The sequence below is a fragment of the Enteroscipio rubneri genome (genome assembly GCF_963929405.1).
GTDB classification, from domain to species: Bacteria; Actinomycetota; Coriobacteriia; order Coriobacteriales; family Eggerthellaceae; genus Enteroscipio; species Enteroscipio rubneri.
In genome coordinates this window covers 987,377-1,013,087 of sequence record NZ_CAWVIN010000003.1, presented here as the reverse complement: position 1 = coordinate 1,013,087, position 25,711 = coordinate 987,377, and the positions used below count along the sequence as shown (strand labels likewise).

Genomic DNA, 25,711 nt, shown 5'->3' with positions numbered 1-25,711 from the left:
GTATAATTGCGGATGATACACATACAAGCATATTGACCAAACCGCCCGTCGGCGGAAACGAGGAAGCATGGCAAACAAGGCAACTCATCCGTCTTCGCTGTTCGCAGCCGCGAATTACCTGCGTGCGCGCAGGTTGGGAGCTTCGAACGCAGTTCGAACGATTGCATGCTTGCTGATCTCGCTTGTCCTCGCCTGCACGCTGCTTCCCTGCTTGCCCATCTCAAGTGCGTTCGCCGCCGAAACAGAACCTGAGCAGACAAGCGAAGCATCACAGCCCGACCAACGCGTGGTCAAGGTGGGCTACATGCAACAAGAAGGCGTGCTCGCACGCAACGAGGACGGAACATTCGAGGGCTACACATACGACTACCTCATCCACATCGCGCAGTTCACCGGATGGAAATACGAGTTCATCGAAGCTCCCGGCGCCAATGACAGCGAACGCGCGGTCGCTCTCATCGACATGCTGGCGAACGGCGAAGTCGATATCGAAGGCGGCATGACATACAGCCAATCCCTGGCAGAGTACTTCGAGTATCCGCAGAACAGCTACGGAACCGCACACACGGCGCTCTTTGTGCCTAATACCAACAACACCATTACGCAAACCAACCTGTTCACGCGCGATAATGTAACTGTCAGCCTCTTGGCGAGCTCAAGCATGCGTCGGGAGGAGCTGGTCTATTTCTTCGAGCAGAATGGCATCAACCTCACCATGATCGACTGCGATAGCGACGAAGAAATGCGCGAGAGCGTGCTGACGGGCAAAGCCGACGCCTTCCTCGATATCGACGTCAACTTGCACGACGACTTCCATGCTGCGGTTACGTTCGCAGGACGCCCGTACTTCTTCACAGCCCCAAAAGGCCAGCGCGACGTAATCGATGCCATCGATGCAACGATCGACCTCATCAACCGGAGCAATCCTTCGCTTCAGGACTCGCTGTACGACCGATACTTCATGCAGACCAAATCCGATTACTCCCTCACTGAAAGCGAGCTCGCCTTCGCTGCCGCGCACGAGATGCTCCGTGTTGGCATCATATCCGAGAAAGCTCCCATCCAATCATTCAGCCGGACAACCGGCTCGTTCGAAGGAGCTACCAAAGGCATCCTCGACTACTTGTCGAGCCATGCAGGCTTCTCCTATGAGATCGTGAAAATCGAACCTTCGGACAATCTGGCCGAGGCGATCCGCAATGCAGACGTCGATTTGGTGGCGGGCGCCGACAACACCAGCGACGTCCGAGAGGAACTCCTTCTATCGTTGAGCGCGCCTTACATGTCGGAATCGAAGCTGCTCGTCTACAACAAGTTCGTCGATCCCGACAACCTTGGCGAAAAAACGATGGCCGTTCCCTGGGAACAAGCCTCATTGAGCGAAAAAGGGCCGAACGTCGTCGTATACGACACGGTGGAGAAATGCCTCCAGGCTGTGAACGAGGGCAAAGCGGACTATACCTACAGCACCTCCTATTGCGTCCCCTACTACATAAGCGCCGACAACCTCAACAACCTGCTAACGCTGCCTTCCTCATCCCAAGCCGTGGAAACGTGCTTTGCGCTCGTCCACCCTGTCGAGCCCGAACTGCTTCAGATCATCAACAAGTCTATCCGCGGGCTTTCTTCGACCGAACTCGATTCGATCGTGTACAACAACTCGCTCATCGATCAGGACGAGCAAATCAGTTCTTTCATTCGCGACCACCTGTTGGAAGTAGCCCTGGGCTTCATCACGCTCCTCCTCGTGGTCATCGCTCTGTTGACACTGTACCTGCGCGCTCGCGTGCGCGCGGCGCGCAGCGTGCGTGAAGAGAATCAGCGTTTCCAGAAACTCTACAGCCTTGCGAACGAACAATTCTTCGAGTATTCGATCAAAAGCGACACCCTGCTGATTTCGAAGCCGAACGGAGGACAAAACTTTGTAGCTTCATCCGCCGAAGACGAGACGGACGACAAGAGGCCTTATTTCCTCGTCCGCAACGCACGCAAACGTCTGCAAGACAAGCTCAGCCCCGAACTTGCCGACGCGTTCCTCTCTCCGCAGGAAACCGTCACCGACGCCGCGCTTGAGCTCGACGATAAACCGCGCCAATGGCTGCGCATCATGTCCCATTTCGTTTCCGACGAAACGGATCGGCCGATTTCCGTCATCGGCAAGATCACAAACATCGACGACGAAATGCGCGAGAAGCTCGACCTCTCCCAGCGCGCCCATCACGACGGGCTTACCGGGCTGCTGAACTGGAAGACCTTCCAGGAGCGCGCCGGCAGACTGCTGGAAGAAGGGAAAGCGGGAGCGCTCCTCATCTTGGATACGGACGACTTCAAGCTGGTGAACGACACGTACGGGCATCTTGCCGGCGACGTCGCCCTTCAGCATACCGCCGACGCGATCGGGCGCGCCTTCCGTCCGAACGACCTCGTTGGTCGCCTGGGCGGCGATGAATTCGCCGTGTGCATCGCAGGGCCTATCAGTCGGGACAAGCTGGTGGAACGCTGCAATCTCATCATTGGAAACCCCGTGGCGTTCCCCGATCAAAACGGGAAGACGCAGTTGGTGACGCTCAGCATCGGCGGCGTGGAGCTGCCGGAGGGAGTAGGCATATCGTACGAAACCGCCTACCGGCAAGCTGATCGCGCTTTGTACCATGCGAAGGCAGACGGCAAGAACCGGTTCTTCATCGAGTGCCCGGATAACGACGACTAGCCCTGGCTTGCTTCCATAGGCCCTTCCATAGCCCTACGATAGCCCGAGAAGCGATGCCGTCCGAACCGAGCAGATGGCGTCGACGAGGAGACGCCTGAGGACGCATCGAAGTCCACTGCGAACGCGTGATACGTCCTGAGTTACATCACGCGTTCGCGCCTGACTCGCTTCTTCCCCTAACTTGTTTCTTCCTGTGCCAAGCCGCCCAGGTTCGTGGATCCGTTCGTCGTTTCCAGATACGTCACATCCATGGTGGCGGAGACGCTTTCCACGCTGCCGTCGGCCCTCAACTTCCCATTCAAGGCGAAATTCTCGATGAGGCACTTGTACGTACCGTTCTCAAGCGCTTTCACCACGTCGAGCGCAGCCCGATAATCGGACACCGTGAACGACACGGACACGGTGCGCCGTACGAGGCTGCCATCAAGCTCGGGTTGATCGAACGTCAAATCGTATGAAGCGGCCGTTGCCATAAGCGCATCGAGTTCGTTCAGCTCGTTGCGAATGTTGTCGTACACCGCCACCTCGGGCAGGCTCTCGCCATCGCCCAGTTCGGCCAGTTCGGCCTCCATACGGCCGCGAGCCAGCGCAATGGACGATTGCTCGTCTATCTGGATCTGGAGTTCCTCAAGCTGCTGCTGGTTCGCAATCAACGTGTCAGTCACGTTCTTGACGACCAGGTAGTAGTACGCCCCTGCAACCAGCACGAGGGCAAGGATCAGCAGCAGCCATTTTTCGCGCGTGGAAAAGGATCGATTCAATACGCTCCGCCGCACCATCAGCGGACCCCCTCTCCCTGATCGGATGTGCTGGCGGCATTTTCCCCCGCTGCTCCGTCATCCGTATGCGCATCGAGCGCACCAACAAACGTAATCTGAATGGTAGCCGAAGCGGTAACGTCGGTGTCGTTTTGCGCTGTGGATACGGTCACGTGCGCAACGCGCTTGTCAGCTTCGAGGCTTTCGACGAGCCTCGACACCTCGTCAAGGCTCGCGCCCAGACTCGTGACCACCGCCATATTGCCCTCCACCTGCACAGAGCTGAGGTAGCCGACGTTCATGACCTTTGTCTCAAGCAAATCGATGACCGTATCGCGATCAACCAGGTTCTGCTCGTCCTCGGTGAGCCCAGGGGCCACATAGCGCTCGTACTGGGCGTTGACCTCGGCATAGCTTGCGTTTTCGACCTCGAGCGCAGCAAGCTGCTCCTGAGCTGCGGCCACCTCCGAATTGCTGTCCAGCCCGCTCGCCAGCGGATCGATGACGGCAAACTTGGCGAATATGCCGGCGAGGGCGAGCACAATCGCAAAGAGGGCAATCTGGGTGAGCAGGCTGCCGCGCGTCGTCTCTGCGCCGACGAGATTGATCGTGGTCTTCTCGGGGAACGGACCCTGCTTCGACGCACCGGGTTTCGATCCGAATCCGATCGGTTCATTCAGCTTCATCGTGCATCACCTCGCCTTCATCGTCGCGCCGACGGCGGCGGAGCACAGCCCTCGCACGTCCACACCTTGAACGGGCGGCATGATACCGGCTATTGGCCGCAACTCGACGGAAACCTGCGCCGCCACCGTACTCACGAGCGGCTCCACAAGCGTACCGCCGCCACAACAGTACGCCGCTTCGATGGAAACGTCGGCGTTGTTGAAACCGTAAAAGTTGAGTGCGCGATTTATCTCCACGGCAATGGATTCGTAGACAGCCCTCGCCGAAGGATGCGTTAAGACGTTTTCATAGTTCGCCAGCTTATAGCCGTTCGCCACGTGCTCGTCCACGTCGAAGACGTCCGCTATGGCACGGTCGATATCCATGCCGCCTATCTCGATAGTACGCGTGGCATCGTACGCGCCGCCGGCGAAGAAATGCAGTTTCGTGGAAGCATGAGCAAAATCGAGGATGCAGCAATTGGCAAGCGCCTTCGCATTCCCCCCCACAAGGTTCTGAAATGCCGCTTGCACCGGAAGAGCGATGCGCAACCTCATTCCAGCGCGGCGGAACATCTCCGTATAGTCGGCGATGGTGTCTTTCATGGATGCGGCAATAAGCAGGTCCATGCTCTCGGGAACGCCATCAGCGCCAACGTGGGTTCCGAGCACCGCATAGTCGTAGGCGTAGCGGTCTTTTCCTTGCGCAATGTAATCGCGGAACTCGTAGGGAAGGTTCAGCTCGAGTTCCTTCGCCGTCATGGCGGGAATGGAGATGCGGCGTACCAGGCTATCGCTTACCGGCATGACGAACGCGACGTCCTTCGCTGCGCCGCCCATCCTGCGCACAGCGGCCTTGATGAAGTCGGCCATGGCATCGAAGCTCACCGGCCGGCCGTCGGCCATGAGACCTTCGGGCAGCGGCTCCGCAGCGGCGTTGCGTATCGTATCGCCATCGCACACAGCCAGCTTGAGGCTGCTCTCGCCGATGTCGATCCCTGTGTATTCTTTGCTCATGCGGCGCGTTCCTTTCAAACCGCTCTCTTGCGTTACAACAACCCGACGTACCAGGTGAGCACTGCCGGACCGAAAACGAGCGTGGCCGTCGTGGCCACGGCGATGGCCGGTCCGAACGGGATCGCCTTCGCACGGAGGCTTTCAGTCTGTTCCGCCGGCGCACCGGAAGTCGGCGACGGCGGACGGGAAAGCCCCGGGACGAGGGCGAACGCCAAACCTACGATGCATGCGACGAGCAGGTTCAAGAGCGAGCCCGCCACACCCAAGAACAGCCCGACGGCGAACAGCAGCTTCACGTCCCCGCCGCCGAGCGAGGTGCGCCCCGTCGCTGCGTCGAACGCGAGGGAAAGCAGAAGCACGCCGCCTCCCGCGACGACTGCGCCGGCAAGCCCGTCGAGCGCAGAGGCCTGCCAGCCCATGCCGACGAACGGGGCGAACATGCTGCCGACGCCAAAGGGCGTAACGGCCTGCGAAGCGCCGACGAGGGGCATCGCCGCAACTTGTGCTTGGGCGACGGCACTCGCGGCACTATTCGCAAGCGGCCAGACCACAAGCCCCGCCGCCGACGCCGCCATCATGAGCACCCATGTTCCGATAGCCGCGATCACGAAGCCGTTCGGAATGGTGAACGTATCGAAGTCCACGAGCGCGGCGGCCAGCAGCACGCACACGAGCGCCGCATAGGCAAGCCACGCCGGGCTCGCGCCGTACACGACGAGCAGCGCCACGAACACCGCAGCCAGCAGCACTTCCACCAGAACGTAGCGCACGCTCACACGTGTTCCGCAATGCCGGCACCGTCCGCGCAGGACGATCCACGACACGACGGGCACCAGGTCGAGCGGCCCGAGCACGTGGCCGCACGAAGGGCAGCGGCTACGCCCCGCAAGCACGCTCTCCCCGTGCGCCTTCCGCCACGCCAGGCAGTTCACGAAGCTGCCGAGACAAGCCCCCAGCACGGCGGCGAACCCGACGAGGATCGCTGCCTGTGCCGGGGAGAAGATGTCAAGCGGAAGGGACAAAACCGATTCTCGAACGATCGGCTACTCCTTCTTTTCCACCACGAATTTGATATTGCCATTCGCGTCCACCTCTGCCTTCACGTTAAATGGACCAGCGATCATATTGCCGTCGCCGGGCGTGCCCTTGACGACATCCTTGTTCTTATCAACGTAGTAGTCGCCGGAGACTGCGCTTGCAGCAGCTTGCGGTGTAGCGCCCTTGGAGATTTCGTTCGAGTACTGAACCGCAGCGACTGATTTGACGTTGCTGATGTTGCCTTCTTCGGAGGCTTTCCGGGCGTTGTCAAGCGCACCCGTGAACGCCGGCACGGCGATGACCACCAGCAGCATGATGATCGCCACGACAATCAGCAGCTCGGCCAGCGTGAAACCGCCCTTGTCCTCCCTCATCCTCTTGATCATGTCTTTCATGTTCGATCCTTTCTCTCGCCCGACGGCTATCCGTCGTCAGGCGTGTCCGTTACTTCCGCACGGTGCCGATTGTTTTCAGCACCGGGAGGTGCTTTTCTCGCTACATCGAAGCATACATGGTAAACAGGGGCAAATACAGGGCGATCACGATAAAGCCCGCGAACAACGCCATGAGAACGAGCAGCGTCGGCTCCATGAGCGAAAGTGCTCGATCGGTCACGCGCTGCGTCTCGTTGTCATAGAACTCGCCCATCATCTCAAGCGATGATTCCAACTCGCCCGTCTGCTCGCCCACCGACGTCATCTCGACGAGTGTCTGCGGAAAATAGGCGCTCCCAGCCATGCACTCGCCGAGCATACGACCTTCCTCGAGTCCCGCCTCCATGCGGCCCACTTCGCGCGCAAGCACGTAGTTGTCCATGACGCGAGCCGTCACCGACACCGACCTCGTCATCGGCAACCCCGAAGCAACAAGGGTGGCCATGGTGTTCGCGAACTGCGACGCGCCCCCGTATACCCCAATCTTCCCAAGCAGCGGCAGCTTGAGCTTCGCTTTCGCGAACAGCGTCTTGCCCGATTCGGTGCGACCGAACAGCCTGACGCCTGCCACCGCCAACACGAGCACGAGCAAAGCGAGCGGCCACCACACGGCCATCCAGCCGGATACGCCGATAAGGAATTGCGTGATGCCGGGCATATCGGTTCCTAGCGACGACACCATGTTGGCCATGACGGGCACCACGAGCACCATCATGAGCGCGATGACAACCACAGCGATAATAAGCACGATGATGGGGTACGTGAGCGCACTCGCCACCTTGGCCGCGATCTTCGAGCGCTTGTCGAAGTAGGCGTGCAGCCGTTCGAAGCCCTCCGCCAGGCGCCCGCTCTCCTCGCCGGCGCGCACGGTCTCGATGAACACGCGCGGAAGCTCGGCGCCTTTGCTCTCGAAACTCTCGGCCAGCCCGTGCCCGCCCGCCACGTCATCCACAACGTCGGCCAGGACGCGCTTCAAATACTTGTCGGTGGTCTGGTCGGCTACCAACGACACGGCACGCGTAATGGGCAGCCCCGATTGCAGGATGGTGGCAAACTGGGCGCACATCACCGCCAGGTTTTTCGTCTTTGCCTTGGGCTTGGTAATGTCCATGGCCAACAGGTTCTTCGAGTCGCGCACTTCCTTGACGCTCTGCACCACGCGGCAGAGCTCGCGCGCCTTCTCCATGGCCTCGATCTCATCGTAGGCCTCCACCACGCCGTTCACGAGGTTGCCGGTCTCGGACTTGCCGCTATAGGTATATGTAGGCATTAGCGGACGTTCTTTCTCACGTAGTCGGTATCGTGCGCCGCGCCGACCGCCGTCTGCGCGTCGATAGAGCGGGCGCGGCAGAGCGCGATGAGCGCGTTATCCATCGTCACGCTTCCCGCAGCCGCCGAGGTGGCAAGCGAGCTTGCGATCTGGGGCGTTTTGCCTTCGCGGATAAGGTTGCGGATGGCGGGCGTCACCATCATCAGCTCGCACGCCAGCGAGCGCCCGCCACCTGTTCGCGGCAGCAGCTGCTGCGACAGCACCGCCACGAGCGTGGTGGATATCTGCATGCGAATCTGCTTCTGCAAGCCTTCGGGGAACACGTCGACCATGCGGTCGATGGAGTCCGCCGCCGACTTCGTGTGCAGCGTGGCAAGCACGAAGTGACCCGTCTCGGCAGCGGTGAGCGCCGTCTGGATGGTGTCCAGGTCGCGCATCTCGCCGATGAGGATGATATCGGGGTCCTCGCGCAGCACGGCGCGCAGGGCGTCGTGGTAGCTGGCCGTGTCCTGGCCGATCTCGCGCTGGGAGATGATGGAGCGGTCGGGCGTGTAGATATACTCGATGGGGTCTTCCATGGTGATGATGTTCTCAGCGCGCGTGTGGTTGATGGCGTCGATGAGCGCCGCGAGCGTCGTGGACTTGCCGCTGCCCGTCTCGCCCGTCACCACCACGATGCCGCGCTGGATGTTCGGGAAGTCCATGACCGCCGGGGGCAGGCCCAACGTTTCCAGCGGGGGGATGGCGTCGGACAGCAGGCGCAGGGCGGCGCTCACGTGCCCCTGCTGGCGGAACAGGTTGATGCGCACGCGCGCCCCGGCGATGGTGTCGGCGCGGTCGAGCTCGCCAATGCGCTTGATGCGATCGAAGTCTCCACCGGCAAGTTCTTCGGCCAAGCGTTCGCAATCGTCGTGCGTCAGCGGCGCATCGCCGTTCGCTCCCGCATCGACCAGGCGCCCGTCCACGCGAAACTTCACCGGCAGACCGCAGACCAGGTGCACGTCCGACGCGCCCGCTGCACGCGCCGATACTATGAGCTGTTCGATGTTCATGCGTTCCGCTCTCTTCCGTCGTCATCGGGCGCTATCGCCACCACGCCCCCTTCGCCTCGGTCTTTCGAGGCTATTCCCTGTCCGTTATGGTCTTGCGAGCTTCTTCCACCGTGGTCACGCCCGCTAGCACGAGCTCGCGGCAGCTGTCTTCGATGGTCTTGAACGTACCTGAACGCTCGATGGCGATGCGCAGCGCCTCGCGCGTCGCACCGCCGGAGACGGACTCGCGCAGCGCGCGGTCGAGCAGCAGAATCTCGAACACGCCCGTACGCCCACGGTAGCCCGTGCCGAAGCACATCGGGCAACCTGCTCCCTGGTAGAACTTCACATCGGCCTGTGGATGCAGGCCGACGGCAACAAGCTCGTCGGGGCTCGGCTGATATTCCTGGCGGCAGTGCGGACACACCGTGCGCACAAGCCGCTGCGAGACAATACCGCGGACGCCGCTCGCTATAAGATAGGGCGCTACGCCGATATCGACGAGGCGGTCGATGGTGGAGGCTGCATCGTAGGTGTGCACGGTCGAAAGCACCAGATGGCCGGTGATAGCCGCCCGCATGGCGATCTCCGCGGTCTCGCCATCACGGATTTCGCCAACCGCTACGATGTCGGGATCCTGCCGCAGTATGGCGCGCAGACCGCTGGCGAAGGTCATGCCCGTCTTCTCGTTGATCTGCACCTGATTCACGCCGTCGATATTGTATTCCACCGGATCTTCGAGCGTAACAAGGTTCACCGCGTCGTTATTGAGTTCGCGGATCATGGTGTGCATCGTGGAGCTCTTGCCTGAACCGGTGGGACCCACGATGAGCACCATACCGTTGTTCGCGCGTAGGAGCCGCCGGTACTTCTCAAGGTTGTCGCCTTCAAGACCGATACCCTGGGGGTTGAACAATTCCTCGTTCTTCTCGAGCAGGCGGATGACCACTTTCTCGCCGTGGATGGTGGGAAGCGTGTTGATGCGAAGGTCGATATCCTGCCTCTTCAAGCGGATGTTCGCACGGCCGTCCTGCGGAACGCGACGCTCGGACGTATCCATGCCGCCCATGATCTTGAGACGCGAGATGACGGAGGCCTGCAGCTCCTTCGGCACGGTGAGGATGGTGCGCAACACACCGTCGATGCGCATGCGCACGTGCAGGTCCTCCTCGCGCGGCTCCAGGTGAATATCGCTTGCGCGCTCGGTGGCTGCGCGCTCGATCACGCTGTTCACAAGACGAACCGTAGGCGCCGACTGGGCGTCGGCATCGTCGCCCAACGAGGTGGTGGTGAACGTGCCCTGCACGTCATCGGCGGTGGAGCGCACGTCGCGCCGCATTTCCTCGATGGCGCGGGCGGCGCCTTCGTTGCCGTACAGCGTCATGATGGCCCGCATGATGGCATCCTGCGTAGCTACCATGGGCACGACGCGCTTGCGCGTGGCGTTCTTGACGGCTTCGATAGCCATGAAGTTCAGCGGGTCGCTCATAGCCAGGAACACTTCCTCGGGAGACTGGCGCACGGGAACGACATTGTACTGGCGAGCGACGTTCTTGGACACCACACGGCTCATCTCAGGATCGAGGTCGACCTGCGACAAATCGATGAATTCGACGCCCAACTGCATCTGAAGTGCCTCGATAAGGCCCGCTTCCGTAATGACGCCCTCGGCTATAAGCTCGTCGCCCAGACGGCGCTTGCTCATCTTCTGCCGCTCCAGAGCGTGGGTCAGCTGGCCCTCATCGATGAGGCCCGCGTCTATCAGCACGTCTCCCAAGCGCTTGTATGCCATATCGTTGTCTCCTGATCCTACGTTCTTCGATGATCTGTCGATGCCGGGCACGCGGCCGCTAGGTACCGGCGGGGTTTACCCTGCCCACCGTCATGGCCTGTTCGGCCACGATCGCATCCCCGTTCTTCACCGTAATGGCGAATGTCCACGTGTTCGAACTCGCATCGTAGGACGGCACCGAGGAAAATCCCGGGGTTAAGCCGTTCTTCGACGGGATCAGCACCGTGGTTCCCGTCGTGCTCTTCATCACAATGCCGCTCCCATCCGAATCCATGGTAGCGGGAGCGCGCGTGGTCTCGCTGACGAAGCTCCCATCGGGGCTGGCCGAAAGCGAGAACGACAGCTCGTCGCTCACCTCTTGCACCGCCTGCGATAACACCATGCTGGCGTTCGAGGAGGTTGTGATGCTGCCGTACGCCGACAGCGCCGCACCGAGCCCCGCCGCCACGACCACGCACAGAAATCCGATGAATATGACGCTCACGAGCTGCTCGGCGAGCATGAACCCGCGCGTATCGCGCAACCGCGCAGCCAAACGGCTGCGGCAGCTCGTGGTTGCGCGCGTATCGTGCCACTCCCGCACGTCGCGCTGGGGCACGGCAAGGCGTTGCAGAGCGGGGCTACGGAATATTCGAGAAATGCGGCTCATGTCCCTAATAGCCTCTTCCCCCGACATAGCGCGCAAACGTCCCGTCGTTGGATGCGTACACGATCACCGGCACGGTTTGAGCGACGCCCCCAGCCGAGATGCGCGCCACGCCGCCGATCGACGTCGATCCCGTCGAGTCGTAAGTCTGCGACTCGGCAGCGAAATCGGCATCCTGCACAGAGCGGGTCTGCGCCGTGACACCGCTCGACACCGCAACCATGGTGGCCAGCAAGGCGGCGCCGAGCGCCGCGATAAGCAGCGCCATCAGAGCTTCGACGAGGGTGTCGCCGCGTTGGCTTGCGAGGCGCGCTCGCACGCTGCGTAGCGTGGCGCACAGACGCGAAACTGGGTTGAACTGCCAGACCATCAGGCACCTCCTCGATCGCGTTTCGTGATGACGGGCGCTTCGTAGGAGAACGAAGTCAGACGTCCCGCTTGATCGAAGGTGGGGACGCATTGCACAAGCACCGATTCCCGATACGATCCGTCGGTTGAGTTAGCAAGGGCGAGTTCGATCTTCGCATTGAGGTCGGAGTCGACCGTGATCGTCCCGGCAACGTCGTTCAGCGCAGCATTGCCGTTCTCCAGCCGGACGGTCATGTCGGTCGAATACGGTTTGCTGCTATCCCGAGCGCTCCAAATGTCGCTCCCTTTGCTATTCCAGAACGCGATAGCGAAGGCAGCGTTCGTCTGGTCCGTTCTGCTCAAATCCACAACAACAGAACCGCCCTGGTTCGCATCGTCGACGTTCAGCACCATGGACGAGAATTGCGTTCCTACGAGTTGCGCAGCCGACCCGATGGTAAGCTCTGCCTGTTGAAGCGCACGGTTCGTCTGCACGGCCTTGGCATGCACCGAAGCCGCCGTCATCACCACCGACCCGATAATCGCGCAGATGAGGAAGAATACCAGCGCGATGACGATAGACGCCCCGCGTTCGTCGACCACCCTGCGGCTCACGATCGCAGAGCGATCCCCAGGTTCGACTCGGCAGCGAACAGCGTCTGTGTTCCCGGCGCTACGCTTCATCGCTCTTGCCAATCATCTTCGCATCGAGAGGCTCCTTTGCACCCTCGGCCTGCAGTACGATAGCGCTGCAGCTGTTCGTAGAGCCGACGACAACAGGACCGCGCGCCTCGCCGACAAGTCCGCCTGCATAGAGGAGATCACGTGGATGATCGGCCGTGACGATCAGATCCAACTTGTTCGCCGTCCAGCCTTCGATGGTCTGTTCACCCGAAACCAGCATCAAACCCGCAATGCCGCCGATGGATTCGGTTTGATGCGCCGCCGCACACGCCGTCACGGTCAACGACGAGTTGGCGGCCGACAGCGCCGTCAAGCTGTCCTTCACGGATGCCAGACCGGTCGCGTCGACTCTACCGACGAGCATCCCCATGTGCACTTCGTTCGTCTTCCATGTCCCGTCAGCGCTGCTGACGCTGATGGAAAAGTTCTCGATGCTGCTATGCACGATGCGCGTGTTCCAAGCGTTGCCCACAAGGCCGCCGATATTATGACCGGTGTTGTGCGTTGTGTTACCGCCAGTAGGGTTGAGGCCAGTGATCGAGATGCTCGCCACGCTGTCCGAGGTAAGCGTGCACCGGTCGATCGTGCCGTTCACAACAACTCCGGCAAGGCAGCCGAAAGCCGCATCGATGCTGTTCGTCCAAGCAATGGTATGGGAGCCGTCTTCTTTCATCTCGATGTTCTTGAGCGTGCCTCCGTTCACATAGGGAAACAGCCCCAGGCGGTGGTCTTTTTCAATCGAAAGCCGTGCGAAATATCCCCGGATAGCATGGCTTCCTCCATCGTACAAACCGCGAAACGGCCGGATGAACTGGTAATCATACGTCGATTGCGGAGCCGCGCGCATATCGATGTCGCGCTCCTGCAGGAAGGCATCGCCCATATACTGCTCTTGCACGCTGGAATCGCTGCCGTTCGGAGCGAGCGCGCCGGGGAACTGCAAGGCATGGCGAACGCTCCAAGCAGGCTGGGCTTTTCCGTTGCCATCGACGGCAGTGGCGGCTCTCACCTCGCCGTTCTCGTGCGCGACAGCGCGCGCGAAGTTAAGGTTGAATGAGTATGTGGCCGTTTTGCCGCCGAAGGCGTACGTGATGGTTTTCGTTGACGTTTTCATCGATGCGCCGGTATTGAACGAGAACGAGCGGAATGCCCTGTCGTATATGGTCAGCGTGCCCTGCTCGGTCAAAGATTTTTCGAACCAGGTGCCCTTGGCGACGACTGGCTTGCTCTTGTCGCCCTCGACGAAAGGAACGATCAGGCGATATCCCCACGAGTCGATGGCAAGGCTATCGTTCAGCGTATCAAAAGCGGTTTGCGTCTCGCTCAAGTAACCGTAGTAGCCGGTTGAGCCGTCGGCGTACTGCTCGAAGTACACGAGCCCGATGCCCACCTTGACGTAGCTTCCCTTCAAGCGGTTGTAGCCATAGTCGAGCGCGCCGCCGTAGGTGCCGACTAGCGTGCCGACGCCGACGTCGATCGCTTTGCCGTCTCGCGTCGTATCGCACGTCCAGCCGACGAAAACGTCCTCGTCGCTCTTGTTGACGCCCGAGAGCACCGTGGCATACCGGGCATCATCCTGCACGGTATAAGGCACGTACTGCATGGTGTACCCGACAAGGGGCGCGCCTGTATCGTCGGCGTATTCGACCACGCGGTAAAACAGCCAGTCGTATTCGTCGTTCAGTTCGAAATCTGCTGCCTCCGTGCTCCGGCAGAAGTACTTTTTGCCGTCAATACCCGACTGCACGAACGCGGCGGGCTGGGCATCGAGCGCGCCGCTGCCGTCGGCAGCGCGATACAGCCACAGCACCGTGTTGGTCATCTCGGTGCTGCCCAAGCTCAGCAGTCCTTGATTCGCCTTGATGTTGTCAAACGCGAGTCCCGGCGCGATGGAATAGTAGACGCGCAGGCTATCGGAACCGAGGAACCGGTTGCCCGCGTCTCCGAGCCCGCCCTTGTCGCTCCGCGATACCGTCCATGATACGTCCGAAGACGATGCGCCGAATTCTTCTTCATACTGCTGGCGAATGGGAAGGTTGAGACCGTACCCGTAGCCGCGAGAACCGGTGCGCTGCTTTTCCCGAAGAGTTTCCTTGAGGTTTCCGTTTCTGATGCAGTCGTTGAAGAACGCCTGCACATCGGCCATGCGCGGAGCCGTGCGCACGTAGATTGACGCATTCTGATCGGCGTCGAGCAGCCCGAGGCTGCCGAGCGTCGCATACGAAGACGCGCCGCCGCTTACAGCCACCGAAACGATGCCCAGATCGGCAACGTTGCGGCCCGCGATGTCCTCGTATGCGGTGCCCTGTACGTCGTACCAGGTCAGAACGTTCTCAAGATCGGCAAACCCCTTCGCCCATTCCCATTCGTTGTCACGCATATAACCCGCACGCGTATATTCGCCGTTGGCTCGCTGCACCCACAGCTCCCAGACCTGGTACTGGTGCGTGCTCTTGCCACGATAGGAACCGGCAACGACGCGCAGCTTGAGGGTATCGTCCCCGACAGCCCGGTCAGAAGAAATCCAGCCTCCTGCGTAAGACTGCCATCCTGCCTGCTTGTTGCGCTTGGTAAGCTCGTTGTTCGCCGCCGTCGCCTTCATCTTGAAGTCTTCGGCGATCGGCACAGCTTCGGCCTTGTAGATAGGCGATTCCGTGGTCGCCTCTACCGTCGGTTGCGTATAGCGCGCTGCATCGAGATAGCTTTCAAGCGCACCATCGACCGCTGTGTCCTCCACCGTCTGGGAATAGGGGGTGCTGATCATAAGCGTAAGCTTGCCCACTGGCGCAGGCCACTCGATGAATGCCGTAGAGGTGGCAGGAACACAGCCGTCGACGTTGGGGCTGATCCTGGTAGACGCTTTCGCCTCCACCGCATCGCCCGGCGCGAACCGCTTCAGCTCGGCGGCGATCTCCTTGCTTCCAGGGATCGCGCTTGCATCCTCGACGGCCCTGGCAAGCGCATTCAAATCGATGGAAAACACATTGCCTACCCCGTCGAGCGTGCTCTGATTCACCTGCTTGAGAAGATCCGAAGCTTTGAGGGTTATGCTCGTGGCATAGTCGCCCTGCGTTTCGTCGTCGTCCGCCCCCACGAGAGAAACCGTTACTGTCTTCGTTCCGCTCGAAAGACCCGCAATGCGCACCGCCGCGGGCTGCTCACCTTCGGCATGTTCGGTTCTCGTGAGGATCAGGCTCGTCTGCGTGGCGCCCGCCCCCGTGATGCCGTCAAGGTTGGGATCGCGGACCAGAAGCCGACCTGTCGATTCGTCGATCGAGATCACCGGGTTCTTGAGCGCAATAGCCGATGTCGCACCTGCGGCCGTCCCGGCGAACAGCCCGATCATGGGATCGTTCGATGTGCGAGCGCCGAGCGCGATCGATCCGCCTCCGGCGGCGTAATATGCGTAGACGCCTTGGGCGCTTTCCGCATTCGCACTTCCGAAGAATCCGGTTTTTCCGTCGGCAAAGAACACGCGCACGACCGAGGCGGTTTGAGCATCGAACTCGATAACATACTCCGCGTCGCGCACATCTTCGTCGATAGAGAGCGAGGGAACGATGCCTGCGGACTTCGCCTCGCCGGCGGTCATATAGTACAGCGGTCGGCTTCCGTCTCCGGGCGCTGCGGTGGCTTCGGCGTATTTGCAGTCTTCGGCATGCGCCCCCTCTCCGCCTTGCTGAATGGACGTCCACCAGGTACCCGAAACTTTTTCACCGGTCATCTGAGCTTGAGCGGCGTTGGCTATCTGCTCGGCGGCATTGTTGAGTTCCAGCATGCGCATATTGCTCTGAGCGGCAACGATAGAGGGGATCGCGATGGCGACCAGCACGATAATGACGGCAACGGCCAGCAAGAGCTCCGCGAGGGTAAATCCCTCGGTATGCCTTGCTCGCCCTGCCACGATTCGCTTCGGTCTCGATTTACTCGCACGCCATGCCATCGGCTGCTATTCGCCTTTCGCCTGGGGGGGTGTTATTTACACGTCCAGACTACCATATCCCTACCGAAAGGCAGGGGGCGGTATCGAGGTTGAAATTATTTCAATATCCCCTTTATCTTTACATGTTCGTTCGCGGATTGCCGTTACCGCCCGAGCCCTCCAACCGCCTTCCCGAGCGGGAGCGGCGCGGGCAGTCAGCGACGGGAGATCCCTTTCGATCAGCGATGGCGCTTCGATTGACGCCAGCCGTGGCGCTTCGAGCCGATACGAGCCATGAGGTGTTCGGATTATTCGGAGGAAGTTTCGTTAGACGCCTATGCGTTCGCTCGACAGTCGATGCCGACGAACGTCTTCCGCTCGCTGCTCGGCATCGTGCACGAGGGCGTCGGAGCTGCGCTCGCCCTGCCGGCACGGCTCCAACATGGACACGACATCATCGTATACTCGAAGAAGCTGCGGCATAAGCGCTCGCGCGCTTCCAAGATCTCCTGCACACAGGGCATCCGACAGGGCGGACGCCTGCCGGTACAGCGCCGAGAACGACAGATTGCCAGCGACGCCTTTCAGGCTGTGGGCCTCACGGTAGGCTGCTTCGGAATCGCCTGCTTCAATCCGGCGCAGCAGCGCTTCGACATGGCGGTCATCGAGAAACTTGATGGCAAGTCGCTCGTACAGCTCCATGTTGCCGTCGAAGCGGTCGCGGGCATCCGCGCAATCGATACCATGCTCGCGCAAAACATCCTCTCGAACAGCAAACACTGGCGATCCTTTCCCTTCGGTTTACATTGAAGCCGCAGCAGCCGACAACCGACCGTACGCCACGATGACGGCCGCTGCAGCCGACCGCGGACGCAGGCCGCACGCGGCCGCTTCACGTTCCTTATGCGAACGCGAAATCCAAGAGCAAGCGACGGCTACGCTCCCTCGCCGAAGACGAGTTCGCGTTCCTCGCCCACGAGGGCGGCTCGCGCCTGGTCGCGCAGATTGTTCACGCCAATGAAGAACTGGCGCATCATCACCACCATGAGGTACCGGCCCTTGGCGGTGAGCGTCAGCTCGTCGGGCGTATCGCGATCGAACGCCCCCGACGCCTTCATGAACGCCATCTCAACAGGCAGCCCCTGCTCGACGGTGCACCCAAAGTCGCGCTCGAACTGTCGTTTATCCAGCCGCAGGCCGAACAGCTGCATCATGAAACGGTAGCGCATACGATCGTGCTTGCTGAACGTCGTCGACCCCATGAGCGACATTCGCCCTGATGCGATAGCGGCGTTATAATCGTTGACGGAAAACGTATTCACGTACAACCGGTTGCCCAGATACGTGATACCCCCGCTGCCGATTGCCGGGTACTCCTCGTAATCGACCACGTACTCGTCGATCATTGCGCGCTGATCAGGCGTCGGCGAACCGCCGCGCGACGAATTGGGAACCATGGGCAGGAACGGCACCGCGCTTGCATCCTGGGCCTGCGCGATAACCGAAGGCACCCGCTTGTTGAATGTCCATGCGCTTCCGTGTTCGAACAGCGGATCGGAACCGCCGGCCAGTAGCTCAGAGACGATCTCGTAGTACGTCTTCTCGCGCGCATAGTCCACGCGGCCCACCGTGCGTGCGAGCGAGCGCGCCACGCTCGGACTGGCCATGAGCGGATAGAACGTCGTCTGGCTCGTCCCACTCGCGATCACCTTCTCGATATCGCTGATGAGGATGTCTTCGGTCTGAGCGGGAAAGTTGAAGATCATGTCCACGTTAAGCGACGTGAAGTATGGGCTGGCCTCGCTGATGCGCTCGAGTATCTCGGCACCGCTGCCGTATTTGTCGTAACGGTCCATCTGCTTGAGCAGGCCGTCGTCGAAGCTCTGCACGCCCACGCTCAAGCGCTGCACGCGGCCCTGCAGCTTGTCCAAGTACGTCGGGATCAGATGATTCGGATTCGTTTCGCTGGATACTTCCTGGATGGAGAACGTTTCCTTCGCCAGATCGATGGTGTCGCACAGCTCGTCGATCATGATGGTGGGCGTGCCCCCGCCCACGTAGAGGCTGTCAAAATCGTAACCCAAATCCTTGAGCATCATCATCTCTTTGCGCAGATTCTCAAAATAGGGAACCGCGCGCTTCTCGGAAAACGGGAAACGGTTGAACGAGCAGTATGGGCATAGCCGCTCGCAGAACGGCACGTGCATGTATAGCATATAACGCTGACCCGGAACGGGCGCGGGAACCCGCGCATCATCGGTAGGCTCCAGTTTCAAATACTGTTTTGTGCACTGCCGTACGACGGCCGTGAGCATGCGTTCAGATAGCAAAACGATGACCTCTTCCGTTTGGTGCAAAACCGCAAAGGTGCCCCGAAGGGCACCCCCTGATGGTGCTAATCCCAGGCTTCTCGGCCGGCTGCAGCGCGTTTGCCGATATCGGTGCGGTACTGCTTGCCCTCGAAGTTGATGAGGTCGACCGCCTCGTAAGCGCGTTCGCGAGCCTCGTCGAACGAATCGCCGAGCGCTACGACGTTCAGCACGCGGCCGCCGGCGGTAACCAGTTCGTCATCGATGTTGCGCGCAGTGCCCGCATGGAACACCGTGACGCCTTCCAGCTCTTCGGCCTCCTCAATCCCCAGGATGACCTTTCCTTTCTCGTAAGCACCGGGATACCCTTCGCTCGCCAACACCACGCACACGGCCCATTGCTCGGACCAGCGCAGTTCAATATCATCCGGCCGGCCTTCGGCTACGGCCAGCATGATATCAACCAGATCAGCATCGAGACGCGGAAGCACGACCTGCGTCTCCGGATCTCCAAAGCGCGCGTTGAACTCGAGCACCTTCGGGCCTTCCGAGGTCAGCATGAATCCGCCGTACAGCACACCGCGGTACTCGCGTTCGAACGGCGCGCGAGCCGTCGCAGCGGCAGCATTCTCCATGACCGCCCGCATACCGGCCAGCTCGTCGGCATCAACGATGGGCACCGGCGAGTACACGCCCATGCCGCCCGTGTTGGGGCCCAGATCCCCGTCGAAGGCCCTCTTGTGATCCTGAGCCGTGGTCATGCAGAAGGCCTTGCCGCCCGTGACGAACGCCAGAAGCGAGCACTCAGGGCCATCGAGGCACTCTTCAATGAGCACCGTCGAGCCCGCTTCGCCGAATGCGCCGTCGAAGCAAGAGCGCACGGCTTCCTCGGCATCCTCCAGATCATCGGCCACGATCACGCCTTTGCCGGCGGCCAAGCCGTCGGCCTTTACGACGATGGGAGCCCCCAGCTCGCGCACGTAGGCAAGCGCCGGATCCAGCTCGGTGAAGCTGGCGTAGCGCGCGGTGGCAATGCCGTTGGCGTCCATGAACTTCTTGCTGAACGTCTTGCTGCCCTCGAGTCGCGCACCCTGGGCATCGGGGCCGAACACAGCCAGCCCTTCTTTACGCAGCACATCGGCCACGCCGGCCACAAGCGGCGCTTCGGGTCCGATGACCACGAGTCCGATGTTGTGCTCGCGCGCGAATGCAAGCACGGATTGCCCGTCTTCCACATCCAAATCCGCGACGTTGTGCGCAATGGCCGCCGTACCGCCGTTGCCTGGCGCCACGTACAGCTCGTCGGTCTTCGGCGACTTCGCCAACGCCCAGGCGATGGCATGCTCGCGACCGCCGCCTCCCAACACCAAGATGTTCATGTCAGGTCCTTTCAAACCCAAAGCCCGTTCTCGTTCGCTCGTTCGTCGCGCCCAGCGCGCCGATGGTGCAGTGTTTCACGTGAAACATTTGTTCCTTCGTCGCACTTCTTTGAGGCACAATGTTTCCCGTGAAACATTTTGTGCTGCAGCTCATTCGCTCCCAGGTCGTTCGCTCACCAGCCGTTCGCAACGTCGGTGAGGCCTTTTGCAGCGCCCCGCTTTGCCGTGAAAGCCAGACGAAGCGTACTTCAGTGCGCGAGGAAGGCCTGGAGCGGCAAAGCGCGATGCTGCGAAGTCGCAGCATCGCGCCGTTCCGGCGGCCTGCCGGCCGCCAGATCCCCCTACCGATCCCAGCCGCGCATGATGGTCTGGTCGCGGTCGGGGCCCACGGCAATAATGCTGATGGGCACGCCGGTGATCTCCTCCAAATATTCCACGTAGCGCTGCGCGTTCTCGGGCAGCTCCTCGAAGGTGCGGCATTCGGTGATGTCGACGCCCTTCCAGCCGGGCAGCTCCTCGTACACGGGCTTCGCGTGGAACAGCACGCTCTGCTGCATGGGGAAGTAGTCGTATACCTTGCCTTCGCACTCGTAGGCCGTGCACACCTTGATGGTGTCGAACGCGGAGAGCACGTCGAGCTTCGTGAGCGCCACATCGGTAAGGCCGTTGACCTCGGCAGCGTAGCGCGCAATGACGGCGTCGAACCAGCCACAGCGGCGCTTGCGCCCCGTGGTCACGCCGAACTCGTGGCCCACCTTGCACAGAAGCTCGCCGACCTCGGCTTCCTCGCCCTCGCCGCCGTCTTCGGGAAAACGCTGCTCAGTGGGGAACGGGCCGCCGCCGACGCGCGTGATGTAGGCCTTCTGGATACCGAGCACCCGATCGATAGCCGTGGGACCCACGCCCGAACCCGTGCACGCGCCGCCGGCGCAGCACGACGACGAGGTGACGTACGGGTACGTGCCGTGGTCGATGTCGAGCAGCGTTCCCTGGGCGCCCTCGAAAAGTATCGATTTGCCTTCGCGCACTGCTTCGTTCAGCAGCTGCGCCGTTTCAGCCATATAGGGTTTGAGGATGCGGGCGTAGGGCAGATATTCCTCGCAGATCTCGTCGACCGTATAGGTGTGCAGGCCGTAGATCTTCTCGAGAACGGGGTTCTTCTGAGCGAGCACGGCTTCCAGCTTGAGGCGGAAGATCTTCTCGTCCAGCAGATCCTGCACGCGGATGCCCTTGCGGGCGGCCTTGTCCTGATAGCACGGTCCGATGCCGCGCTTCGTCGTGCCAATTTTGTTTTCGCCGAGACGCTTCTCATCCGCACCGTCGAAGTCCTTGTGGTACGGCATGATGATGTGCGCATCACAGCTGATTTTGAGGTTCTTGCAGGAGATTCCCTCGGCCTCGAGCATGGCCATCTCTTTGATAAGCACGCCGGGGTCCACCACCACGCCGTTACCGATGACCGGCACCGCGTTCTCGTACATGACACCGGAAGGCATCAGGTGCAGCGCCAACTTCTTGTCGCCGTGGATGACCGTGTGGCCGGCGTTGTTGCCGCCCTGGTAACGCACCACAAAATCGTACTCGCTCGCGATCAGATCGGTGACCTTGCCTTTGCCTTCGTCTCCCCACTGAGCGCCGATCAGAACCGTGCTGGGCATACGCGTCGCGTCCTTTCAGTGCCCCGACTCCGTGGGCGGGGCAATCCGTAACAACCCCTGCATTATAGTATATTTGCCCGTACGTCCCGCGTGTCGACAGCGTTTCTTGAGAAACGCGCAATCGGCCATACGGAGCGAGCGGAAGCGAAGGAGCAGCCGGATGCGCAGCGCAGGTAGAAGCGCAGGATGCGGACGGAAGCCCAAGGGCGTGCAGATGGGATGCCGCTCCAAGCTTAAAGCCGCACCAAGCAGGATGCGAGCGAATGAACGGAGTCGCGTACGAGAGCAGAGTGCGGACAGAAGCCTAGGAGCGCGCAGGATCGGGATGCGGGCCGACAGGCGAGCGGACCGTAGCTAGAGTCTCACTTCGTTCAACGTGGGGTCCGCCTCGCGCAGCGCCTCGACGATCTCTTCGTGACACGTGAGAAGTACCACTTGGCGCACACGCGCGAGTTCCGCAATCGCTTGGGCTGCGCCCGCGCGGCGCACCGAATCGAAGTTCACCAGGATGTCATCGGCCAGTATTGGCACAGAACGGCCAACGTTGTCCGCCGTCATCAGCAGTGCGATGCGCAGCGCCAGATAGAGCTGCTGACACGTGCCGAGCGAGAGATGCAACGGATCGTGCGCGTTCTTCACAGCGTCGATCACGCGAAGGCGTCCTTCCTCGGTCATGGAAACCTTCGTCCAGCGTCCGTCGGTCATGAGGGCTAACAGTCTGCTGGCCTGGCGGTACACCTCGGGCTGGCTTTTGCTCTCCCATGCGGCAATGGCCGATTCCAGCATCCGCTTCGCAAGCAGCAAGCGAGCGTATTCGCGCGCGTACTCTTCCTGCTGCGTGCACGCCTGCTCGTAACGCAGCTTGAGCTCGTCGAAGTCCCGCAGGTGAACCGCCTGCGCCAGCTCCTGCTTCAGCTCGCCGTAGCGCCGGTTCAGAGCCTCGCTCGCCTCGAGAAGGCCGGAACGCTGCCGGGCCTTCTGGGCAAGGAGCGCATCGATAGCGTCGAGAGTGCGCTCGCCATGCGGAAGCATGTGCTCGAAAAGATCATCGCGCTGACGCTCGGCTTTATCAAGGCTATCCTCGAGCGCGATGCGACGAGACACGAGCGCCTGCTGACGCTGGCGGAACAGCCGTTCCTCCGCGCGAGCCTCGCGCGCTTCGTCAAGCAATGCGCGCGATTGCCGCAACGAGCCCAGCGCCGGCCCCAAGCCAGCAGCATCCAGCTGGGTGCGAGCGCGCTCTTGAAACGCCGCGCGGTTTTGCAGACACGCTTCGAGCTTCTTCTTGTCCTGAAGCATGATCCAGTGCGCATCTTGCTTGCGCGCTTCTTTTGCGTCGGCGGCCTTGTCGGGACGGAACAGCATCACGAGGGCCGCAAGGGTTACCACCACGGCGAACACCACAAGGCCCACGCCGAGCGCCGTAAACGAAAGGCTCGCGATCTCGCGACCGTGAATGAACAACGGCACGCCTGCGACCATGAAGACGAGCGGCAGCAGGATGGACAGCGCCACCTGGACATGGCGCTGACGCGCTCGGCCTTCGGCATCTTCAGCATCTTCCGCCTCAAGCAGCGCCTCGAAAGCGGCTTTCGAGGTTGCGAAGTTGTCCTGAGCGAGGTCCACCGCATGCTCGCATTTCGCCTCTTCGGAGGCGAGCGCGTCAAGACGATCGCGCAGCGCGCGCTCGTCTCCGGCCGCCAGATGCATGAGCGGAACCAGGTCGTCGTCATGCTGGTCGCGACGCGTTATGGCCAACTGCTCCTCTTCCGCGACGAGCGCGGCGACGCGCTCGCGGGCCTCGGCTATCTCGTCGTTGAGCTTTTTCACCTGCGCTCGATGCGCCGAGAGCGCTTCGATGTCGGTGTTGAGCGCATCCAGGCGCGCCATCATCTCGTCACGCTGGGGCGCCAGATCGCGAAATTCCTTGTCTTCACGCTTGAAGCGCTCGGCTTCTTCGAATGCGACTGCCAACCGCGCGCGCAGTTCGTCCTGTTCGGCTTCGAGGCGCACAAGCGAGCGAACGGCGCCTGCCGAACGCGATGTGTAACCGGCCAGCAGCTCATCGATCTTCGCGAGCGCATGAGCAGGGGACGCCCCCGTGCCCGAACCTGCCGTAAGCAGCTTCGCCGTCATGTCGGTCGTGTTGCGCAGTGAACGCAACTCGTCGCTCGTGAGCGCGAACATGGTCTGGAACGTTTCCTTGTCGATATCCGCGACAAGAGTCGTGTCGCCCTGCAGGCCGTCGACGTTGCGTACGCGCGTAAGCTCTATCTCGTCGGCTTCCCCGAACTCGCCGAGTACTTCATTACCGCCGCCTTCGCTGGCACCGCGCTGTTCGCCCATGCCAACGGGCTCGGCAGCATCGGGGATAGCGCCGGCGCCGTAACGTTCGCGAACGATTCGGTTCTCGCCGGCGTCGCCTCGGTCATGAGCTCCGCAGTTCTCGCCGGCGTCGCGTCCGCTGCGAGTTCCGCGGTTCTCGTCGGCCCTGTACTCTGCGCGCGGAACGGCGAAGAACAGCGATCCCGCACGCTCGGCGTTGGTCGGCTTGTACGTGTTGCGGCTGCCGCGTGCATCCTCCCAGCCGAATAGCACGCCGCCGACAAATGAGGCAAGCGTAGTCTTTCCCGCTTCATTGCGGCCGAAAACGACGTTGAGGTTCGGCGTGAACGGGCCCACCACTTTGCCGGAAAAGGCGCCGAAGCTTACAATATTGATGCGTTCGAGGAAGGGAGGCCTCATCGTTCGTCCCCCTGAGAAAGCAGGTCGAGCACGAGGTTCTCGGCATCTTCGGCCAGTTCCTGTACAGCACGGATGCACGAACCGGGCAGCGGCACATTCTTCTTCAGGAACTCGTCCTGCACATATGCCACCTCCCCCTCGGCGTTGCCGCGCTGCGCTTCGGCGACCTGCAGGAACACGGACGGGAACAGCCCTTCGCTTCTGAGCGCTTCCTTGTCGCGCGGCTGCACCGTCGCATCGAGCAGCGTGTCGCAAAAGAACTCCGAATAGGAGTCGTTCACGTGCTTGCGCAGGTCGTCCAACACCCCGGGGCGTTCGAGAAGCGGGTGCAAAGACGTCGCGCCCTCAAGCGTAATGCGCGCCACCATCTGCTCGCAGTGAGCTTTGCCGTTCTCGCGAAACAACTCGCGCATGATCTTGTCGGCGATGCCGGCCAGGCTATCGCAATCGGATACGTCCACGGCCATGCGCTGCCAAACAACGCTGGCGGTGGGAATGAACTCCACGCGGTTGCGCGCGCCTTCCGTGAGCGTGACCTGGTACACCCCGCGCTCACCGGTTTCTTTCACGTCGCGGCCCTGGATGCAGCCCGAGAATACAAGCCTAGGATCGTCGAACGACGGGTAGGCGAGTTTCAGGTGGATGTGGCCAAGCGCCCAATAGTCCATGCCCGCGCGCATGAGCACTCGCGGCTCGACCGGGGCCTTCACCGGATCGACGTCCAAACCTGTGTGCAACACGCCCACTGCGAAGGGGGCTTCGCCCGCACGCGGATGCAGCTCGGCAAGCGCCTGTTCGGCAGCAGCTCGCGTGACGCCTTCGGCGATGCATTCGTCGATAGGCCACGTCTGATTGTAGTAGCCGCGCCCACCGATGATGCAGAGCGGTTCGCCCTCGCGCACGAACAGCTCGAAGCCGGGACGATCGGCCGGCAGCATGCGCGTGCTCGGCGGGAACGCGAAGAAGTCGCGCGTCCACGATGTGTACGGATCGTGATTGCCCGAAACGAGGTAGGATGGGATGCCCGCTTTGTCGAGGCGCTTGAGTCCCTCGAAAAAGTGCAGGTAGTCACCGTAGGAGGCGCGCGCAGAGTCGAATATGTCGCCGGCAATGACCACGAAGTCGACTTGACGGTCGAGAGCGGCGTCGATCACGCGATCGTATGCTTCGACAATGGCAGAGAACAGCCGGTTGGCCCACACGTCCGACAGCGCCCGAAGCCCGCGAAACGACGCGCCCAGGTGGAGGTCGGCAGCGTGGATGAATGTCAGCTGTTTCGGCATGAGCCTAGTGTAGCGCTTGCGC

The 25,711-nt window shown here is 61.3% G+C and carries 19 protein-coding genes; 1 reads left to right on the top strand and 18 read right to left on the bottom strand.

Annotation, left to right across the window (positions count from 1 at the left end):
- Positions 1-67 precede the first annotated feature (67 nt).
- Positions 68-2,710 carry a GGDEF domain-containing protein gene (locus ABGT83_RS11205; RefSeq protein ID WP_346687609.1) on the top strand — a complete coding sequence of 881 codons (2,643 nt, stop codon included), beginning with the start codon at positions 68-70 and terminating at the stop codon, positions 2,708-2,710.
- A 176-nt stretch (positions 2,711-2,886) separates the two neighbouring features.
- On the opposite strand, the gene ABGT83_RS11200 is transcribed toward ABGT83_RS11205, so the two are convergent.
- The 18 genes from ABGT83_RS11200 to ABGT83_RS11115 all read right to left on the bottom strand — a co-directional run bounded on the left by ABGT83_RS11200 (position 2,887) and on the right by ABGT83_RS11115 (position 25,689).
- Positions 2,887-3,489, bottom strand: a complete 603-nt coding sequence (locus ABGT83_RS11200) for a type II secretion system protein GspM (protein ID WP_103265792.1) — start codon at positions 3,487-3,489, stop codon at positions 2,887-2,889.
- The gene (locus ABGT83_RS11195; RefSeq protein WP_346687607.1) at positions 3,489-4,154 is read right to left on the bottom strand and encodes a hypothetical protein; all 666 of its coding nucleotides are present in this window, start codon (positions 4,152-4,154) and stop codon (positions 3,489-3,491) included. Before ABGT83_RS11195 ends, ABGT83_RS11200 begins: the two co-directional genes overlap by 1 nt.
- 6 nt (positions 4,155-4,160) lie before the next feature.
- Entirely contained in the window at positions 4,161-5,150 is a 990-nt protein-coding gene (pilM, locus tag ABGT83_RS11190; protein ID WP_103265793.1) for a pilus assembly protein PilM, read from the bottom strand.
- Positions 5,151-5,182: 32 nt separating this feature from the next.
- Complete coding sequence (locus tag ABGT83_RS11185; protein ID WP_346687606.1) at positions 5,183-6,172, bottom strand: prepilin peptidase; 990 nt, start codon at positions 6,170-6,172, stop codon at positions 5,183-5,185.
- A gap of 21 nt (positions 6,173-6,193) precedes the next feature.
- Positions 6,194-6,583 (bottom strand): type II secretion system protein, encoded by a 390-nt coding sequence (locus tag ABGT83_RS11180; RefSeq protein WP_346687604.1) that lies wholly within the window; start codon positions 6,581-6,583, stop codon positions 6,194-6,196.
- A gap of 100 nt (positions 6,584-6,683) precedes the next feature.
- The gene (locus tag ABGT83_RS11175; RefSeq protein ID WP_103265796.1) at positions 6,684-7,892 is read right to left on the bottom strand and encodes a type II secretion system F family protein; all 1,209 of its coding nucleotides are present in this window, start codon (positions 7,890-7,892) and stop codon (positions 6,684-6,686) included.
- Positions 7,892-8,944 (bottom strand): type IV pilus twitching motility protein PilT, encoded by a 1,053-nt coding sequence (locus ABGT83_RS11170; protein ID WP_346687602.1) that lies wholly within the window; start codon positions 8,942-8,944, stop codon positions 7,892-7,894. Before ABGT83_RS11170 ends, ABGT83_RS11175 begins: the two co-directional genes overlap by 1 nt.
- Positions 8,945-9,014: 70 nt before the next feature.
- Positions 9,015-10,715, bottom strand: coding sequence for a GspE/PulE family protein (locus ABGT83_RS11165; RefSeq protein WP_103265798.1), 1,701 nt, complete (start codon positions 10,713-10,715; stop codon positions 9,015-9,017).
- 58 nt (positions 10,716-10,773) lie between these two features.
- On the bottom strand, positions 10,774-11,364 hold the full coding sequence (locus ABGT83_RS11160) for a hypothetical protein (RefSeq protein WP_346687600.1): 591 nt from the start codon (positions 11,362-11,364) through the stop codon (positions 10,774-10,776).
- Between the two features lie 4 nt (positions 11,365-11,368).
- Positions 11,369-11,731, bottom strand: a complete 363-nt coding sequence (locus tag ABGT83_RS11155; protein ID WP_103265800.1) for a hypothetical protein — start codon at positions 11,729-11,731, stop codon at positions 11,369-11,371.
- Positions 11,731-12,324 carry a hypothetical protein gene (locus ABGT83_RS11150; protein WP_346687598.1) on the bottom strand — a complete coding sequence of 198 codons (594 nt, stop codon included), beginning with the start codon at positions 12,322-12,324 and terminating at the stop codon, positions 11,731-11,733. Before ABGT83_RS11150 ends, ABGT83_RS11155 begins: the two co-directional genes overlap by 1 nt.
- Before the next feature lie 58 nt (positions 12,325-12,382).
- Positions 12,383-16,297: a pilus assembly FimT family protein gene (locus tag ABGT83_RS11145; RefSeq protein WP_346687597.1), complete on the bottom strand. Its 3,915-nt coding sequence runs from the start codon at positions 16,295-16,297 to the stop codon at positions 12,383-12,385.
- Positions 16,298-16,642: 345 nt separating this feature from the next.
- Complete coding sequence (locus ABGT83_RS11140; RefSeq protein WP_346687595.1) at positions 16,643-17,095, bottom strand: Hpt domain-containing protein; 453 nt, start codon at positions 17,093-17,095, stop codon at positions 16,643-16,645.
- A 155-nt stretch (positions 17,096-17,250) separates the two neighbouring features.
- Entirely contained in the window at positions 17,251-18,645 is a 1,395-nt protein-coding gene (locus ABGT83_RS11135) for a radical SAM protein (RefSeq protein ID WP_346687594.1), read from the bottom strand.
- Positions 18,646-18,710: 65 nt separating this feature from the next.
- Entirely contained in the window at positions 18,711-20,003 is a 1,293-nt protein-coding gene (gene purD / locus ABGT83_RS11130) for a phosphoribosylamine--glycine ligase (protein ID WP_103265804.1), read from the bottom strand.
- A gap of 341 nt (positions 20,004-20,344) precedes the next feature.
- Positions 20,345-21,661, bottom strand: coding sequence for an adenylosuccinate synthase (locus ABGT83_RS11125; RefSeq protein WP_103265805.1), 1,317 nt, complete (start codon positions 21,659-21,661; stop codon positions 20,345-20,347).
- A 354-nt stretch (positions 21,662-22,015) separates the two neighbouring features.
- Positions 22,016-24,406, bottom strand: a complete 2,391-nt coding sequence (locus tag ABGT83_RS11120; protein WP_346687592.1) for an AAA family ATPase — start codon at positions 24,404-24,406, stop codon at positions 22,016-22,018.
- Complete coding sequence (locus ABGT83_RS11115) at positions 24,403-25,689, bottom strand: metallophosphoesterase family protein (protein ID WP_103265807.1); 1,287 nt, start codon at positions 25,687-25,689, stop codon at positions 24,403-24,405. Before ABGT83_RS11115 ends, ABGT83_RS11120 begins: the two co-directional genes overlap by 4 nt.
- Between the last annotated feature and the right edge of the window lie 22 nt (positions 25,690-25,711).

Bases quoted from the DNA above. Each gene is read 5' to 3' on its own strand.
- ABGT83_RS11205 (WP_346687609.1), top strand. From the start codon at position 68: ATGGCAAACAAGGCAACTCATCCGTCTTCGCTGTTCGCAGCCGCGAAT.
- ABGT83_RS11200 (WP_103265792.1), bottom strand. From the start codon at position 3,489: ATGGTGCGGCGGAGCGTATTGAATCGATCCTTTTCCACGCGCGAAAAA.
- ABGT83_RS11195 (WP_346687607.1), bottom strand. From the start codon at position 4,154: ATGAAGCTGAATGAACCGATCGGATTCGGATCGAAACCCGGTGCGTCG.
- pilM (WP_103265793.1), bottom strand. From the start codon at position 5,150: ATGAGCAAAGAATACACAGGGATCGACATCGGCGAGAGCAGCCTCAAG.
- ABGT83_RS11180 (WP_346687604.1), bottom strand. From the start codon at position 6,583: ATGAAAGACATGATCAAGAGGATGAGGGAGGACAAGGGCGGTTTCACG.
- ABGT83_RS11175 (WP_103265796.1), bottom strand. From the start codon at position 7,892: ATGCCTACATATACCTATAGCGGCAAGTCCGAGACCGGCAACCTCGTG.
- ABGT83_RS11170 (WP_346687602.1), bottom strand. From the start codon at position 8,944: ATGAACATCGAACAGCTCATAGTATCGGCGCGTGCAGCGGGCGCGTCG.
- ABGT83_RS11165 (WP_103265798.1), bottom strand. From the start codon at position 10,715: ATGGCATACAAGCGCTTGGGAGACGTGCTGATAGACGCGGGCCTCATC.
- ABGT83_RS11160 (WP_346687600.1), bottom strand. From the start codon at position 11,364: ATGAGCCGCATTTCTCGAATATTCCGTAGCCCCGCTCTGCAACGCCTT.
- ABGT83_RS11155 (WP_103265800.1), bottom strand. From the start codon at position 11,731: ATGGTCTGGCAGTTCAACCCAGTTTCGCGTCTGTGCGCCACGCTACGC.
- purD (WP_103265804.1), bottom strand. From the start codon at position 20,003: ATGAACATCTTGGTGTTGGGAGGCGGCGGTCGCGAGCATGCCATCGCC.
- ABGT83_RS11125 (WP_103265805.1), bottom strand. From the start codon at position 21,661: ATGCCCAGCACGGTTCTGATCGGCGCTCAGTGGGGAGACGAAGGCAAA.
- ABGT83_RS11120 (WP_346687592.1), bottom strand. From the start codon at position 24,406: ATGAGGCCTCCCTTCCTCGAACGCATCAATATTGTAAGCTTCGGCGCC.
- ABGT83_RS11115 (WP_103265807.1), bottom strand. From the start codon at position 25,689: ATGCCGAAACAGCTGACATTCATCCACGCTGCCGACCTCCACCTGGGC.